Here is a 16994-nt window from a genome sequence, read left to right as displayed (position 1 = left end):
TTAACGGCTCCTGTTTAAGTTAAGACTTGGACTGTTCAGGCTGAGCACCGCTTGCGGCTTGCTGGTTATTATCAGCGGTAACTTCTTGTGCTTTTACCTGGACACCAGGACGCACTTTCTGCAGCCCACTTATTACTACGCGATCGCCTGCTTTCAGACCTTCTGTCACCAGCCACTTATCGCCAATAGCCTGGCTTGCGACGATTGGGCGGGTTTCCACTTTGTCATCTGCGCCAACCACCAGAACGGTAGCCTCACCGCGTGGTGTACGAGTTACACCCTGTTGCGGAACTAAAATGGCGTTAGGATTAAGCCCTTCTTCCAGACGAGCGCGTACGAACATGCCCGGCAGCAGAGTGTGATCCGGGTTCGGGAAGATAGCGCGTAAAGTGATAGAACCGGTGGTCTGATCGACAGTCACGTCAGAGAACTCCAGCGTACCGTCCTGCGGGAACTTAATGCCGTCGCTGGTGATCAGCGAGACTTTGGCCTTGCCGTTCTCTTGCTTCAGCGTGCCATTTGCCAGTTCCTGTTTCAGACGCAGGAAGTCGTTGCTGGACTGGGTAACATCCACATAGATAGGATCAAGTTGCTGCACGGTTGCCAGCGCAGTCGCCTGACCGTTTTGCACCAGGGCGCCTTCCGTCACGTTCGATTTACCAATACGGCCAGTAATCGGAGAGGTGACTTTGGTGTAAGCCAGATTGATCCGCGCGGTTTCAACAGCCGCTTTTGCCGCAGTGACAGCAGCATTTGCCTGTTGCGCATCAGCCAGCGCCTGATCGTACTCTTGCTTACTGATGTACTGAGTACCCAGCAGTTTCTGGTAACGATTAACAGTCAGTTGCGCGATATTGGCTGCTGCCTGCGCTTTCGCCAGATCGCCTTTTGCACTGTCGTACGCCGCCTGGTAGGTAGCAGGATCAATCTGATAAAGAGAGACGCCTGCTTCGATGTCGCTACCCTCTTTGAAATTACGCTTCAGGATAATCCCGCTAACTTGAGGACGAACTTCTGCGATCCGGAAAGCACTGGTGCGGCCCGGAAGCTCGGTTGTGATCTGCAGAGGTTCAGTTTTGACTGTTACTACCCCAACGGCGGGCATCTGCTGGCCACCTTGTTGGGCCTGTTTGTCGTCACATCCTGTAAGCGCTAAGCTGCCTGAGAGCATCAGAACGATCGCCAGAGGCGTAAACCCTCTGTTTTTGTTCATATGTAAACCTCGAGTGTCCGATTTCAAATTGGTCAATGGTCAAAAGTCGATAAACCCATTGCTGCGTTTATATTATCGTCGTGCTATGGTACATACATTCATAAATGTATGTAAATCTAACGCCTGTAAATTCACTAACATATGGCACGAAAAACCAAACAAGAAGCGCAAGAAACGCGTCAACACATCCTCGATGTGGCGCTACGTCTTTTCTCACAGCAGGGGGTATCATCCACCTCACTGGGAGAGATTGCAAAAGCGGCAGGCGTTACGCGCGGTGCAATCTACTGGCATTTTAAAGACAAGTCGGATTTGTTCAGTGAGATCTGGGAGCTGTCAGAGTCCAATATTGGTGAACTAGAGCTTGAGTATCAGGCAAAATTCCCTGACGATCCACTCTCAGTTTTAAGAGAAATACTAATTCATGTGCTTGAATCGACGGTGACAGAAGAACGGCGTCGATTATTGATGGAGATTATTTTCCACAAATGCGAGTTTGTCGGAGAAATGGCGGTTGTCCAACAGGCACAACGAAATCTCTGTCTGGAAAGTTATGAACGTATAGAGCAAACGTTAAGACATTGTATTGAAAAGAAATTATTACCAACCAATTTAATGACGCGCCGTGCGGCGATAATTATGCGCGGTTATATTTCCGGCCTGATGGAAAACTGGCTGTTTGCACCGCAATCTTTTGATCTAAAAAAAGAAGCCCGCGATTACGTAGCCATCTTGTTGGAAATGTATCTTCTTTGCCCGACCCTTCGTACTCCCGCCGCCAACGAAAAATCCTGAATCAGACTCCAGGATTTATCCTGGACATTTTCGCTGTTGCTATTCTGGTTCTCTACACCGTGATATTCTAGCCACCCGACTAGTTCAGGTCGTTCTTCAGGTTCAGAAACCTTCATTCATCATGACTATGTTCCAGTATTACAAACGATCACGGCATTTTGTTTTTTCAGCATTTATTGCTTTTGTTCTTGTCTTGTTATGCCAGAACACGGCGTTTGCGCGGGCGTCATCGAATGGTGATCTACCGACGAAAGCAGACCTGCAGGCACAACTTGACTCACTTAATAAACAAAAAGATCTTTCTGCCCAGGACAAGCTGGTGCAGCAAGATATTACTGACACATTAGCCACCCTCGAGAAAATCGATCGCGTAAAAGACGAAACGGTGCAATTACGGCAAAAAGTTGCCGAAGCGCCAGAGAAAATGCGCCAGGCGACCGCAGCGTTAACTGCGCTCAACGATGTGGATAACGACGAAGAAACCCGCAAAATTCTGAGTACGCTATCGTTGCGTCAGTTGGAGTTACGCGTCTCCCAGGCGTTGGACGATTTGCAGAATGCACAAAATGATCTGGCTTCTTATAACAGCCAGTTAGTTTCGTTACAGACGCAGCCTGAACGCGTGCAAAATGCGATGTATACCGCCTCGCAGCAATTGCAACAAATTCGCAGCCGCCTGGATGGAACCGAGGTCGGCGAAGCCGCCTTACGTCCCAGCCAGAAAGTGTTAATGCAGGCACAGCAGGCTTTGCTGAATGCCGAGATTGACCAACAGCGTAAAAGCCTGGAAGGGAACACTGTCTTACAGGACACCCTGCAAAAGCAGCGTGATTACGTGACGGCGAACAGTACGCGACTTGAACATCAGCTACAACTGTTGCAGGAGGCGGTGAACAGCAAGCGCCTGACATTAACCGAAAAAACGGCGCAGGAAGCCGTTACCCCGGATGAAGCTGCGCGTATTCAGGCTAATCCGCTGGTGAAGCAGGAGCTGGAAATAAACCAGCAATTAAGCCAGCGTCTGATTACCGCTACCGAAAACGGTAATGTCCTGATGCAGCAAAACATCAAAGTCAAAAATTGGCTGGAGCGGGCGCTGCAATCGGAACGTAACATCAAAGAGCAGATTTCTGTCCTGAAAGGCAGTCTGCTGCTTTCACGCATTCTTTATCAGCAACAACAAACGCTGCCCTCGGCGGATGAACTGGAAAATATGACCAACCGCATCGCGGACTTGCGTCTCGAACAGTTTGAAGTCAACCAGCAACGTGACGCGCTGTTCCAGAGCGATGCGTTCGTCAGCAAGCTGGAAGAAGGTCACGCCAACGAAGTCAATAGCGAAGTTCACGATGCGTTATTGCAAGTGGTTGATATGCGTCGCGAATTGCTGGATCAGCTTAACAAACAGTTGGGTAACCAGCTGATGATGGCCATTAACCTGCAAATCAACCAGCAGCAGTTAATGAGCGTATCGAAAAACCTGAAATCCATCCTGACTCAGCAAATTTTTTGGGTGAACAGTAACCGTCCAATGGACTGGGACTGGATCAAAGCGTTCCCGCAAACCCTTAAAGATGAGTTTAAATCGATGAAAATTACGGTGAACTGGGAAAAAGCCTGGCCCGCCGTATTTATCGCTTTCCTTGCCGGTTTGCCGCTGCTGTTGATTGCCGGGCTGATTCACTGGCGTTTAGGCTGGCTGAAAGCATATCAACAAAAACTGGCTTCGGCGGTAGGTTCCCTGCGTAACGATAGCCAGCTCAATACGCCAAAAGCGATTCTTATTGACCTGATCCGCGCACTGCCGGTGTGCCTGATTATTCTCGCTGTCGGCCTGATTCTGCTGACTATGCAGCTCAATATCAGCGAGTTATTGTGGTCGTTCAGCAAAAAACTGGCGATTTTCTGGCTGGTGTTTGGCCTGTGCTGGAAAGTGCTGGAGAAAAACGGTGTTGCCGTGCGTCACTTTGGTATGCCGGAACAGCAGACCAGCCACTGGCGTCGGCAAATTGTCCGCATCAGCCTCGCGTTGCTGCCGATCCATTTCTGGTCTGTGGTGGCAGAACTCTCCCCGCTGCATCTGATGGATGATGTGCTGGGGCAGGCGATGATTTTCTTCAACCTGCTGCTGATTGCCTTCCTGGTGTGGCCGATGTGCCGCGAAAGCTGGCGTGATAAAGAGTCGCACACCATGCGACTGGTCACCATTACTGTGCTGTCGATTATCCCGATTGCGCTGATGGTGCTGACTGCAACGGGCTATTTCTACACCACGCTGCGCCTCTCCGGGCGTTGGATTGAAACCGTTTATCTGGTGATCATCTGGAACTTGCTCTACCAGACGGTGTTGCGCGGTTTAAGCGTAGCGGCGCGACGTATCGCCTGGCGTCGTGCGCTGGCGCGTCGGCAGAATCTGGTGAAAGAGGGCGCTGAAGGTGCCGAACCGCCGGAAGAACCCACCATCGCGCTGGAGCAGGTTAACCAGCAGACGCTGCGTATTACCATGTTGCTGATGTTTGCGCTGTTCGGTGTCATGTTCTGGGCAATTTGGTCCGATTTGATCACCGTGTTCAGCTATCTCGACAGCATCACGCTCTGGCATTACAACGGCAATGAAGCTGGCGCAGCGGTGGTGAAAAACGTCACCATGGGCAGTCTGTTGTTTGCGATTATCGCCTCAATGGTGGCCTGGGCGTTGATTCGCAACCTGCCTGGTTTGCTGGAAGTGCTGGTGCTGTCGCGCCTGAACATGCGCCAGGGGGCATCGTATGCCATCACTACTATCCTTAACTACATCATCATTGCCGTTGGTGCGATGACGGTGTTCGGATCGCTGGGCGTCTCGTGGGATAAACTCCAGTGGCTGGCAGCAGCATTATCCGTAGGTCTTGGTTTTGGCTTACAGGAGATCTTCGGTAACTTCGTCTCCGGTTTGATCATCCTGTTCGAACGTCCGGTGCGCATTGGCGATACGGTAACCATTGGTACCTACTCTGGGACGGTCAGTAAGATCCGTATTCGTGCGACAACGATTACCGATTTCGATCGCAAAGAAGTGATCATCCCGAACAAAGCGTTTGTTACCGAGCGTCTGATCAACTGGTCATTGACTGACACCACCACGCGTCTGGTGATCCGCCTGGGCGTGGCCTATGGTTCCGATCTGGAAAAAGTCCGCAGAGTTCTGCTCCAGGCAGCGACTGAGCATCCAAGGGTGATGCACGAGCCAATGCCAGAAGTCTTCTTTACTGCATTTGGCGCCAGCACGCTGGATCACGAACTGCGCTTGTATGTTCGTGAACTGCGCGACCGTAGCCGCACCGTCGATGAACTGAACCGTACTATCGATCAGTTATGCCGTGAAAACGACATCAACATTGCCTTTAACCAGCTTGAAGTGCATTTGCATAACGAGAAGGGCGATGAAGTGACGGAAGTGAAACGTGACTACAAAGGTGACGATCCGACGCCAGCGGTAGGATAATAACGAAAGGGGCGGCATTTAGTTGCCCCCGAGATTGCTGACAAAGTGCGCGTTGTTCATGCCGGATGCGGCGTGACCGCCTTATCCGGCCTACGAAACCGCGAAAATTCAATATATTGCAGGAGCGGTGTAGGTCTGATAAGCGTAGCGCATCAGGCAGTTTTGCGTTTGCCCGCAATCTTAGGGGACATTTAGCGGCCCCATTTATTTATCACTTTGCGCCTCATCATCGCGCGTTAATTTCTTTTCATAATCACGCTTTACAATATCCAGCGCGCGCAGCACGGTACTGGCAGGGATTTGATTTTCTTCCAGTAGCACAATTAAATCGACGGCCAGTTTGACATCGTCAGGGGCATTTTCCAGTGACATACATTCTCCATTGTTAGCGGGTTAAACGCGCTAACCTGTTTTCGATTTTTTCCAACGCATGACGGCAACGCGCCAGGCGCGCTTCATAGGCTTCCACTTCACGATGTAGCGTCTGCTGTTCCACGAGATCGGTCGCCCGCACCAGACGGGCTTTACGTTCGGCAACCATTTCACGTAGCCGTCGTTCAAACTCCTGATGCTGAATACGTTTACGCTGCCAGCGGGCTATTTTGGGTGGTGCGCTATCCCACTCGCGTAGCGACCAGGCTGCGGCTTCACGCGCGATGGCTTCCAGTTGTGCCGCCAGATGTTCTGCCAGCCAGGCGACTTGCGGCAGTTGCTGTTGCTCAACCGCATGGCGAAGCGCGGACAAATTATCTCCCGCTTCTTTCAGGTACGCCTGTAACGTTGTTGCACGGGTCTGAAAAAGGTGCCTGTCAAAACGGGCGCTTAGCGTGGCGAACTGCGCCACCGGGGCACAACGCTGGCGCAGCGTGGCGAGCTGTCCTTCCAGTTTTTCCAGCAGCAGGGCGGTTTTCACGATAAGACCTCAATGAAAATGATAATTGTTATGCTAAAGTAGCCACTCTGTAAGCTGACAACACTCAATATGCAACGAATCATTTTAATCATCATTGGCTGGCTGGCGGTAGTGCTGGGTACGCTGGGCGTGGTATTACCGGTATTACCGACGACGCCGTTTATCCTGCTGGCGGCCTGGTGCTTTGCCCGTTCTTCCCCGCGCTTCCACGCCTGGTTGCTGTACCGCTCATGGTTTGGCAGCTATCTACGCTTCTGGCAGAAATATCATGCGATGCCACGCGGTGCAAAGCCTCGGGCGATATTCATTATTTTACTGACTTTTGCGATTTCACTTTGGTTCGTACATATGACGTGGGTGCGGATTCTGTTATTGGTGATCCTCGGCTGTTTGCTGATTTTTATGTGGCGAATCCCGGTGATTGATGAAAAGCAATAAAAACGGCAAAGCACAACAATCGCTGTTGCAATTATCGCCCACAGCCAGTACATTCTGGCGTTTTCGAGCACAGGCGCAGGCGGTCAAAGGTTAAACAACTGTTACTTTTGACTCGTTTAAAACGCGCCGTGAGTACCACCGTAACAAGCAGGCATACACTTATGACCGCGACTGCACAGCAGCTTGAGTATCTCAAAAATAGCATCAAAAGCATTCAGGACTACCCGAAACCCGGCATTCTTTTCCGCGATGTCACCAGCTTACTGGAAGACCCGAAAGCTTACGCTCTCAGCATCGATTTACTGGTTGAGCGTTACAAAAATGCGGGCATTACCAAAGTTGTCGGCACTGAAGCTCGTGGCTTCTTGTTCGGCGCTCCGGTAGCATTGGGTCTGGGCGTTGGTTTTGTGCCGGTACGTAAACCAGGCAAACTGCCGCGCGAAACTATCAACGAATCTTACGAACTGGAATACGGCACCGATAAGCTGGAAATCCACGTTGATGCCATTAAACCTGGCGACAAAGTGCTGGTGGTTGATGATTTGCTGGCAACAGGCGGCACCATTGAAGCGACGGTTAAACTGATCCGCCGTTTAGGTGGTGAAGTTACTGACGCTGCATTCATCATTAATCTGTTCGATCTTGGCGGCGAACAGCGCCTCGAAAAGCAGGGCATTACCTGTTATAGCCTTGTCCCGTTCCCGGGCCATTAATTTTCGCCAGCCCACGTCATGGGCAGCACAAGTTGTACATTCAGCCTCGCCGTTCTGACGGGGCTGTGTTAGCATTACCCCTTCGTGAATCCACCTTCCAGCGTTTCAGAGCCTGCCAATGAGTTATCAGGTCTTAGCCCGAAAATGGCGCCCACAAACCTTTGCTGACGTCGTCGGCCAGGAACATGTGCTGACCGCACTGGCGAACGGCTTGTCGTTAGGGCGTATTCATCATGCTTATCTTTTTTCCGGCACCCGTGGCGTCGGAAAAACCTCTATCGCCCGACTGCTGGCGAAGGGGCTAAACTGCGAAACCGGCATTACCGCGACGCCGTGCGGCGTATGCGATAACTGCCGTGAAATCGAGCAGGGGCGCTTTGTCGATTTGATTGAAATCGACGCCGCCTCGCGCACTAAAGTTGAAGATACCCGCGACCTGCTGGATAACGTTCAGTACGCTCCGGCGCGTGGTCGTTTTAAAGTCTATCTGATCGACGAAGTGCATATGCTGTCGCGTCACAGCTTTAACGCACTGTTAAAAACCCTTGAAGAGCCGCCAGAGCACGTCAAGTTCCTGCTGGCGACGACCGATCCGCAGAAATTGCCGGTGACGATTTTGTCACGCTGTCTGCAATTCCATCTCAAGGCGCTGGATGTCGAGCAAATTCGCCATCAGCTTGAGCACATCCTCAACGAAGAACATATCGCCCACGAGCCACGTGCGTTGCAGCTGCTGGCGCGCGCCGCTGAAGGCAGCCTGCGAGACGCCTTAAGTCTGACCGACCAGGCAATTGCCAGCGGTGACGGCCAGGTTTCAACCCAGGCGGTCAGTGCGATGCTGGGTACGCTTGACGACGATCAGGCGCTGTCGCTGGTTGAAGCGATGGTCGAGGCCAACGGCGAGCGCGTAATGGCGCTGATTAATGAAGCCGCTGCCCGTGGTATCGAGTGGGAAGCGTTGCTGGTGGAAATGCTCGGTCTGTTGCACCGCATTGCGATGGTACAACTTTCGCCTGCTGCACTTGGCAACGACATGGCCGCCATCGAGCTGCGGATGCGTGAACTGGCGCGCACCATACCGCCGACGGATATTCAGCTTTACTATCAGACGCTGTTGATTGGTCGCAAAGAATTACCGTATGCGCCGGACCGCCGCATGGGCGTTGAGATGACGCTGCTGCGCGCGCTGGCGTTCCATCCGCGTATGCCGCTGCCTGAGCCAGAAGTGCCACGCCAGTCCTTTGCGCCCGTCGCGCCAACGGCGGTAATGACGCCAACCCAGGTGCCGCCACAACCGCAATCAGCGCCACAGCAGGCACCGACTGTACCGCTCTCAGAAACCACCAGCCAGGTGCTGGCGGCGCGTCAGCAACTGCAGCGCGCTCAGGGAGCAACCAAAGCAAAAAAGAGTGAACCGGCAGCCGCTACCCGCGCGCGGCCGGTGAATAACGCTGCGCTGGAAAGACTGGCTTCGGTCACCGATCGCGTTCAGTCGCGTCCGGTGCCATCGGCGCTGGAAAAAGCGCCAGCCAAAAAAGAAGCGTATCGCTGGAAATCTACAACCCCAGTGATGCAGCAAAAAGAAGTGGTCGCCACGCCGAAGGCGCTGAAAAAAGCGCTGGAGCATGAAAAAACGCCGGAACTGGCGGCGAAGCTGGCGGCAGAAGCCATTGAGCGCGACCCGTGGGCGGCACAGGTGAGCCAACTTTCGCTACCCAAACTGGTCGAGCAGGTGGCGTTAAATGCCTGGAAAGAGGAGAGCGACAACGCAGTATGCCTGCATTTGCGCTCCTCCCAGCGGCATTTGAATAACCGCGGCGCACAGCAAAAACTGGCTGAAGCGTTGAGCACGTTAAAAGGTTCAACGGTTGAACTGACTATCGTTGAAGATGATAATCCCGCGGTGCGCACGCCGCTGGAGTGGCGTCAGGCGATATACGAAGAAAAACTTGCGCAGGCGCGCGAGTCCATTATTGCGGATAATAATATTCAGACCCTGCGTCGATTCTTTGATGCGGAGCTGGATGAAGAAAGTATCCGCCCCATTTGATCGTAAGCACTGCTTACGATCGTCATCCTTAACGTGATTGAGAGAGAAACCTATGTTTGGTAAAGGCGGTCTGGGCAACCTGATGAAGCAAGCCCAGCAGATGCAAGAAAAAATGCAGCAGATGCAGGAAGAAATCGCGAAGCTGGAAGTGACTGGCGAATCCGGTGCTGGTCTGGTGAAAGTGACCATCAATGGCGCTCACAACTGCCGTCGCGTAGAGATCGACCCGAGCCTGCTGGAAGACGACAAAGAGATGCTGGAAGATTTGGTCGCTGCGGCATTCAACGACGCAGCGCGTCGCATCGAAGAAACCCAGAAAGAAAAAATGGCCTCTGTTTCCTCCGGAATGCAGCTGCCGCCAGGCTTTAAGATGCCGTTCTGATGCAAACCAGCCCGCTGTTAACACAGCTTATGGAAGCACTGCGCTGTCTGCCGGGCGTTGGCCCGAAGTCGGCGCAGCGTATGGCGTTCACGCTGCTTCAGCGCGATCGTAGCGGCGGGATGCGTCTGGCGCAGGCGCTCACCCGGGCGATGTCGGAAATCGGCCACTGCGCCGATTGCCGCACCTTCACTGAACAGGAAGTCTGTAATATCTGTTCGAATCCGCGTCGTCAGGAAAACGGTCAAATCTGCGTGGTAGAGAGTCCGGCGGACATCTACGCCATTGAGCAGACGGGGCAGTTTTCCGGTCGTTATTTTGTGTTGATGGGGCATCTGTCACCGCTGGACGGTATTGGCCCGGATGATATCGGACTTGATCGACTGGAACAGCGTCTGGCGGCAGAAAAAATCACCGAAGTGATCCTCGCCACCAACCCGACGGTCGAAGGTGAAGCCACCGCCAACTATATTGCCGAGCTTTGCGCGCAATATGACGTGGAAGCCAGCCGAATCGCTCATGGCGTACCGGTTGGCGGCGAGCTGGAAATGGTCGACGGCACCACGTTGTCGCATTCCCTTGCCGGGCGTCATAAGATTCGTTTTTAAGCAAACGAGAGCAGGATCACCTGCTCTCGCTTGAAATTATCCTTCCTTGTCCCCATTTACCCCTCATCCTGTTTTTAACCTTAAAATGGCATTATTGAGGTAGACCTACATGAAAGGACAAGAAACTCGTGGTTTTCAGTCAGAAGTGAAGCAGCTTCTGCACCTGATGATCCATTCTCTCTATTCCAATAAAGAAATCTTCCTGCGTGAGCTTATCTCTAACGCCTCCGATGCGGCGGACAAGCTGCGTTTCCGCGCGCTCTCTAACCCGGATCTGTACGAAGGTGACGGCGAACTGCGCGTTCGTGTTTCTTTCGATAAAGACAAGCGCACGCTGACCATTTCCGATAACGGCGTGGGGATGACCCGCGACGAAGTGATTGACCATCTGGGGACTATCGCTAAATCCGGCACCAAATCATTCCTCGAATCCCTGGGTTCTGACCAGGCGAAAGACAGCCAGCTGATCGGTCAGTTTGGTGTTGGTTTCTACTCCGCGTTTATCGTGGCCGATAAAGTGACCGTGCGTACTCGTGCGGCGGGCGAAAAACCAGAAAACGGCGTGTTCTGGGAATCGGCTGGTGAAGGTGAATACACCGTTGCCGACATCACCAAAGAAGATCGTGGCACTGAAATCACCCTGCATCTGCGTGAAGGCGAAGACGAGTTCCTCGATGATTGGCGCGTGCGCTCCATCATCAGCAAATACTCCGACCATATCGCGCTGCCGGTAGAGATCGAAAAACGCGAAGAGAAAGATGGCGAAACCGTTATCTCCTGGGAGAAAATCAACAAAGCGCAGGCGCTGTGGACCCGTAACAAGTCGGAAATCACCGATGAAGAGTACAAAGAGTTCTACAAACATATCGCCCATGACTTTAACGATCCGCTGACCTGGAGCCACAACCGCGTTGAAGGTAAGCAGGAGTACACCAGCCTGCTGTACATCCCGTCGCAGGCACCGTGGGATATGTGGAACCGCGATCATAAGCACGGCCTGAAACTGTACGTCCAGCGCGTGTTCATCATGGACGACGCAGAACAGTTCATGCCGAACTATCTGCGCTTCGTGCGTGGTCTGATTGACTCCAGCGATCTGCCGCTGAACGTTTCCCGTGAAATCCTCCAGGACAGCACCGTAACCCGCAATCTGCGCAATGCGCTGACCAAGCGTGTGCTGCAAATGCTGGAAAAACTGGCGAAAGACGACGCGGAAAAATACCAGACCTTCTGGCAACAGTTTGGCCTGGTACTGAAAGAAGGTCCGGCGGAAGATTTCGCTAACCAGGAAGCGATCGCCAAACTGCTGCGTTTTGCATCTACCCATACCGATTCTTCTGCGCAGACCGTGTCTCTGGAAGACTACGTTTCCCGCATGAAAGAAGGGCAGGAGAAAATCTACTACATCACCGCAGACAGCTATGCGGCAGCGAAGAGCAGCCCGCACCTGGAACTGCTGCGTAAGAAAGGCATCGAAGTTCTGCTGCTTTCTGACCGCATCGATGAGTGGATGATGAACTATCTGACTGAGTTCGATGGCAAGCCGTTCCAGTCTGTGTCTAAAGTTGACGAGTCGCTGGAAAAACTGGCTGACGAAGTTGATGAGAGCGCGAAAGAAGCGGAGAAAGCACTGACTCCGTTCATCGACCGCGTAAAAGCCCTGCTCGGCGAGCGCGTGAAAGATGTCCGTCTGACTCATCGTCTGACCGATACACCAGCGATCGTTTCTACCGACGCGGACGAAATGAGCACCCAGATGGCGAAACTGTTCGCCGCAGCGGGCCAGAAAGTGCCAGAAGTGAAATACATCTTCGAACTGAACCCGGATCACGTACTGGTGAAACGTGCGGCAGATACTGAAGATGAAGCCAAGTTCAGCGAGTGGGTAGAACTGCTGCTGGATCAGGCGCTGCTGGCAGAACGCGGTACGCTGGAAGATCCGAACCTGTTTATTCGTCGTATGAACCAGTTACTGGTTTCCTGATGTAATGCCGGATGAATTTTATCCGGCATACAGCTGAATGTGGTGCCGGATGACCTTCGTGTCATCCGGCATTTTTCTTTTCATCCTCTGCACTTTCCGCAAATTATCTCACCATTAACCGTTTCAGCCCCGGGCGCCTTTCTTGAGGCAATCGCCTGTTGGTGGTATCGTTTATCGCTTTTTCAAAAAATTCGACACAATTTAAGGGGATTTTCGCAATGCGTATCATTCTGCTTGGCGCTCCGGGCGCGGGGAAAGGGACTCAGGCTCAGTTCATCATGGAGAAATATGGTATTCCGCAAATCTCCACTGGCGATATGCTGCGTGCCGCAGTCAAATCTGGCTCCGAGCTGGGTAAACAAGCTAAAGACATTATGGACGCTGGCAAACTGGTCACCGATGAACTGGTGATCGCGCTGGTTAAAGAGCGCATTGCTCAGGAAGATTGCCGTAATGGTTTCCTGTTGGACGGCTTCCCGCGTACCATTCCGCAGGCAGACGCGATGAAAGAAGCGGGCATCAACGTTGATTACGTTCTGGAATTCGACGTACCGGACGAGCTGATTGTTGATCGTATCGTCGGTCGCCGCGTTCACGCGCCGTCTGGTCGTGTATATCACGTTAAATTCAATCCGCCGAAAGTAGAAGGCAAAGACGACGTGACCGGTGAAGAGCTGACTACCCGTAAAGACGATCAGGAAGAAACCGTACGTAAACGTCTGGTTGAATACCATCAGATGACTGCACCGCTGATTGGCTACTACTCCAAAGAAGCGGAAGCGGGTAACACCAAATACGCGAAAGTTGACGGCACCAAACCGGTTGCTGAAGTTCGCGCGGCTCTGGAAAAAATCCTCGGCTAATCAAGCCGCAGCAGATCTGCTCTCGGGCAGGTCTGCGTATCCTCCTCAGGCCAGACCTTTCACAGCAATTAGTTCTTCTTCCTCACTTTTCCGCTACAATTATCAACAAGTTGAATCGATAAGAGGCGGTAATGCGTCAGACTAAAACCGGTATCTTGCTGGCAAACCTGGGGACGCCCGATGCCCCCACTCCTGAAGCGGTAAAACGCTATCTGAAACAATTTTTAAGCGATAGACGCGTGGTCGATACCTCACGGCTGTTGTGGTGGCCGTTGCTGCGTGGTGTGATTTTGCCGCTGCGCTCACCGCGCGTGGCGAAGCTGTACGCCTCGGTCTGGATGGAAGACGGCTCGCCGCTGATGGTTTACAGCCGCCAGCAACAGCAGGCGCTGGCACAACGTTTACCGGATACGCCAGTGGCGCTGGGCATGAGCTACGGCTCGCCATCACTGGAAAGCGCCGTAGATGAACTACTGGCAGAACATGTTGATCATATTGTGGTGCTGCCGCTCTATCCGCAATACTCCTGTTCAACGGTCGGTGCGGTATGGGATGAACTTGCACGCATTCTCGCGCGCAAGCGTAGCATTCCGGGGATTTCGTTTATTCGTGATTACGCCGATAACCACGATTACATTAATGCGCTGGCAAATAGCGTGCGGGCCTCTTTCGAAAAACATGGCGAGCCGGATCTGCTGCTGCTCTCTTATCATGGCATTCCTCAGCGTTACGCGGATGAAGGTGATGATTACCCGCAGCGTTGCCGCACAACGACGCGTGAACTGGCTTCCGCACTGGGAATGGCACCAGAAAAAGTGATGATGACCTTTCAGTCGCGCTTTGGCCGGGAACCCTGGCTGATGCCTTATACCGACGAAACGCTGAAAATGCTTGGAGAAAAAGGCGTCGGTCATATTCAGGTGATGTGCCCGGGCTTTGCTGCGGATTGTCTGGAGACGCTGGAAGAGATTGCCGAGCAAAACCGTGAAGTCTTCCTCGGCGCTGGCGGGAAAAAATACGAATATATTCCGGCGCTTAATGCTACACCGGAACATATCGAAATGATGGCTAATCTTGTTGCAGCCTATCGCTAAAGAATCGAGCACCGTCGCGTAGAGCATCGTCGGCGGTTTTCATCATCCGTGAATAATGCAAAAAGGCGTGCAGCGTACCGGAGTAGAGTTTGAACTCACAAGGTTGCTGGTGTGCCGCTAACGTCTGGTAAAGCAGGCGACTGTCATCCAGCAGCGGATCGAACTCCGCTCCGGCGATATAACAGGGCGGCACATTTCGAGTGAGATCATTATTAAACAGGCAGTAATACGGCGACTCGCGATCCGCTTCGCTGCCTAAATATGCCTCTTCATACATCTGCAAATCCTGTTGCGTTAAGCCATCCCAGGCACCGCCCAGCAGGCGACGAGTCACGGAATCCCGTAACCCATAAAGTCCATACCACAGCAAAACGCCCACAACCTTACCGCAATCGATCTGTTTATCCCGCAGCCACAAGGCGCTGGCTAGCGCCAGCATTGCGCCAGCGGAATCACCGGCAAAGCCAATACGTGACATATTGATTTGATAATCGCCCGCCTGCTGGTGGAAGTGACAACAGGCGGCCACGATTTCCTCTATCGCCTGCGGAAAACGCGCTTCTGGCGAAAGGGTGTAATCAATGCCAATCACCGTACACTGAGTGTAGATTGCCAGAAGTCGCATGATGCGATCGTGGGTATCGAGGTTGCCGAGAATAAAACCACCGCCGTGAAGATAAAATAGCGTCGCTGGGCTATCTGAATTTGGACAAAATAAGCGGGCCTCCACTTGTCCATATTTTGTCGGAACTGCGTAATCTCTGGTTTCCATTTCTGGAGCGCCCGCATTCCAGAATTGCCGCTCGAGCGTGTAATGCTGACGCTGCTCGGCAAGTGTTCCTTCTGCGGGCCAGGGCGGTAAATCAGGCTGAAGTGTATTAACAACGGCCCTCATTTCGGCAGAAATCAGTTCCAGTGCGGGTAATTTGTTTTCCATCTTCATAGAAAAACTCCTTTCAAATTACGCCATTGTAAGGAAGCTCTGCCATGATAATGCGATCTCGTCTGCTGATATTGAAACTGGCTGCATCTCGCGCGTTCCCGTGAGATTGTGTTAACATTCGCCGCTCAGTTAACCACCCGTAAAAACAACCATGAAATTTCCCGGTAAACGTAAATCCAAACATTACTTCCCCGTAAACGCACGCGATCCGCTGCTTCAGCAGTTCCAGCCAGAAAACGAAACCAGCGCCGCCTGGGTAGTGGGTATCGACCAGACTCTGGTCGATATAGAAGCGAAAGTGGATGATGAGTTCATTGAACGTTATGGATTAAGTGCCGGGCATTCACTGGTGATTGAAGATGATGTTGCCGAAGCACTCTATCAGGAACTTAAAGAGAAAAACCTGATTACCCATCAGTTTGCGGGTGGCACTATTGGTAACACCATGCATAACTACTCGGTACTGGCGGATGACCGCTCGGTACTACTGGGCGTGATGTGCAGCAATATTGAAATTGGCAGCTACGCCTATCGTTATTTGTGTAATACCTCCAGCCGTACCGATCTTAACTATCTGCAAGGCGTAGACGGCCCGATTGGACGCTGTTTTACGCTGATTGGCGAGTCTGGCGAACGCACTTTTGCCATTAGCCCTGGCCACATGAACCAGCTACGGGCAGAAAGCATTCCGGAAGATGTGATTGCCGGAGCGTCGGCGCTGGTACTCACCTCATATCTGGTGCGCTGCAAGCCGGGCGAACCGATGCCGGAAGCAACCATGAAAGCCATTGAGTACGCGAAGAAATATAACGTACCGGTGGTGCTGACGCTGGGGACTAAATTTGTCATCGCCGAGAATCCGCAGTGGTGGCAGCAATTCCTCAAAGAACACGTTTCCATCCTTGCGATGAACGAAGAAGAAGCCGAAGCGTTGACCGGAGAGAGCGATCCGCTGCTGGCGTCTGACAAGGCGCTGGACTGGGTGGATCTGGTGCTGTGCACCGCCGGGCCAATCGGTTTGTATATGGCGGGCTTTACTGAAGACGAAGCGAAACGCAAAACCCAGCATCCGCTGCTGCCGGGCGCTATCGCGGAATTTAACCAGTATGAGTTTAGCCGCGCCATGCGCCACAAGGATTGCCAGAATCCGCTGCGCGTCTATTCGCACATTGCGCCGTATATGGGCGGACCAGAAAAAATCATGAACACCAACGGTGCCGGAGATGGGGCGCTGGCGGCGCTGTTGCATGACATTACCGCTAACAGTTATCACCGTAGCAGCGTACCAAATTCCAGCAAGCATAAATTCACCTGGCTGACGTATTCGTCATTAGCGCAGGTGTGTAAATATGCCAACCGTGTGAGCTATCAGGTACTGAACCAGCATTCTCCACGCTTAACGCGCGGGCTGCCGGAGCGTGAAGACAGCCTGGAAGAATCTTACTGGGATCGTTAAGTTATCGTCGGTTCGTAGGCCAGATAAGGCGTTCACGCCGCATCTGGCATTTGGCTCTCGA

The 16994-nt window shown here is 52.6% G+C and carries 15 protein-coding genes, 1 pseudogene and 1 other annotated feature; of the genes and pseudogenes, 12 read left to right on the top strand and 4 right to left on the bottom strand.

The window, feature by feature from the left end; genetic code table 11:
• Positions 1–19: 19 nt before the first annotated feature.
• Positions 20–1213, bottom strand: a complete 1194-nt coding sequence (gene acrA / locus D9597_RS15135; RefSeq protein WP_130206293.1) for a multidrug efflux RND transporter periplasmic adaptor subunit AcrA — start codon at positions 1211–1213, stop codon at positions 20–22.
• 141 nt (positions 1214–1354) lie between these two features.
• Here acrA and acrR point away from each other — a divergent pair, with 141 nt between their 5' ends.
• The 3 genes and pseudogenes from acrR to D9597_RS23530 form a co-directional block, all read left to right on the top strand.
• Entirely contained in the window at positions 1355–2008 is a 654-nt protein-coding gene (gene acrR / locus D9597_RS15130) for a multidrug efflux transporter transcriptional repressor AcrR (protein WP_130206295.1), read from the top strand.
• Positions 2009–2129: 121 nt separating this feature from the next.
• A complete protein-coding gene (gene mscK, locus D9597_RS15125) occupies positions 2130–5492 on the top strand; it encodes a mechanosensitive channel MscK (RefSeq protein ID WP_130223197.1) in 3363 nt (1120 codons plus the stop codon).
• Positions 5493–5552: 60 nt separating this feature from the next.
• Positions 5553–5651 (top strand): annotated as a pseudogene (locus D9597_RS23530) (hypothetical protein); the annotation flags it as partial.
• Positions 5652–5696: 45 nt separating this feature from the next.
• Here D9597_RS23530 and rsmS read toward each other — a convergent pair.
• Together rsmS and priC are read right to left on the bottom strand one after the other, a co-directional pair.
• Positions 5697–5864 carry a pleiotropic regulatory protein RsmS gene (gene rsmS / locus D9597_RS15120; RefSeq protein ID WP_130206299.1) on the bottom strand — a complete coding sequence of 56 codons (168 nt, stop codon included), beginning with the start codon at positions 5862–5864 and terminating at the stop codon, positions 5697–5699.
• A gap of 13 nt (positions 5865–5877) precedes the next feature.
• Positions 5878–6405 (bottom strand): primosomal replication protein N'', encoded by a 528-nt coding sequence (priC, locus tag D9597_RS15115; protein WP_130223195.1) that lies wholly within the window; start codon positions 6403–6405, stop codon positions 5878–5880.
• Between the two features lie 69 nt (positions 6406–6474).
• Here priC and D9597_RS15110 point away from each other — a divergent pair, with 69 nt between their 5' ends.
• The 8 genes from D9597_RS15110 (at position 6475) to hemH (ending at position 14534) form a co-directional block, all read left to right on the top strand.
• Positions 6475–6843, top strand: coding sequence for a DUF454 family protein (locus D9597_RS15110; protein ID WP_064529099.1), 369 nt, complete (start codon positions 6475–6477; stop codon positions 6841–6843).
• Positions 6844–7004: 161 nt separating this feature from the next.
• Entirely contained in the window at positions 7005–7556 is a 552-nt protein-coding gene (gene apt / locus D9597_RS15105) for an adenine phosphoribosyltransferase (RefSeq protein ID WP_064529079.1), read from the top strand.
• A 118-nt stretch (positions 7557–7674) separates the two neighbouring features.
• Positions 7675–9606, top strand: coding sequence for a DNA polymerase III subunit gamma/tau (gene dnaX, locus D9597_RS15100; RefSeq protein WP_130223193.1), 1932 nt, complete (start codon positions 7675–7677; stop codon positions 9604–9606).
• Positions 8939–9003: a sequence feature (DnaX frameshifting element), on the top strand. (Overlaps the previous gene by 65 nt.)
• Before the next feature lie 52 nt (positions 9607–9658).
• Positions 9659–9988, top strand: coding sequence for a YbaB/EbfC family nucleoid-associated protein (locus tag D9597_RS15095; RefSeq protein WP_001515903.1), 330 nt, complete (start codon positions 9659–9661; stop codon positions 9986–9988).
• Positions 9988–10593 carry a recombination mediator RecR gene (gene recR / locus D9597_RS15090; protein ID WP_130206305.1) on the top strand — a complete coding sequence of 202 codons (606 nt, stop codon included), beginning with the start codon at positions 9988–9990 and terminating at the stop codon, positions 10591–10593. The genes D9597_RS15095 and recR overlap by 1 nt, the downstream gene beginning before the upstream one ends.
• A gap of 109 nt (positions 10594–10702) precedes the next feature.
• Complete coding sequence (htpG, locus tag D9597_RS15085; RefSeq protein ID WP_000678201.1) at positions 10703–12577, top strand: molecular chaperone HtpG; 1875 nt, start codon at positions 10703–10705, stop codon at positions 12575–12577.
• A 218-nt stretch (positions 12578–12795) separates the two neighbouring features.
• Complete coding sequence (adk, locus tag D9597_RS15080; RefSeq protein WP_001313630.1) at positions 12796–13440, top strand: adenylate kinase; 645 nt, start codon at positions 12796–12798, stop codon at positions 13438–13440.
• 131 nt (positions 13441–13571) lie between these two features.
• Positions 13572–14534, top strand: a complete 963-nt coding sequence (hemH, locus tag D9597_RS15075) for a ferrochelatase (RefSeq protein ID WP_130206309.1) — start codon at positions 13572–13574, stop codon at positions 14532–14534.
• Here hemH and aes read toward each other — a convergent pair.
• Positions 14509–15477 carry an acetyl esterase gene (gene aes / locus D9597_RS15070; protein WP_130223191.1) on the bottom strand — a complete coding sequence of 323 codons (969 nt, stop codon included), beginning with the start codon at positions 15475–15477 and terminating at the stop codon, positions 14509–14511. The genes hemH and aes overlap by 26 nt on opposite strands.
• A 151-nt stretch (positions 15478–15628) precedes the next feature.
• Between aes and gsk the strand changes: the two genes are divergently transcribed.
• Positions 15629–16933 carry an inosine/guanosine kinase gene (gsk, locus tag D9597_RS15065; protein ID WP_130215497.1) on the top strand — a complete coding sequence of 435 codons (1305 nt, stop codon included), beginning with the start codon at positions 15629–15631 and terminating at the stop codon, positions 16931–16933.
• Positions 16934–16994 lie beyond the last annotated feature (61 nt).

Origin of the sequence: Escherichia sp. E13S3, from assembly GCF_004212325.1 — a bacterium.
Classification (GTDB): domain Bacteria; phylum Pseudomonadota; class Gammaproteobacteria; order Enterobacterales; family Enterobacteriaceae; genus Escherichia.
This window is presented reverse-complemented; position numbering and strand designations above follow the sequence as displayed.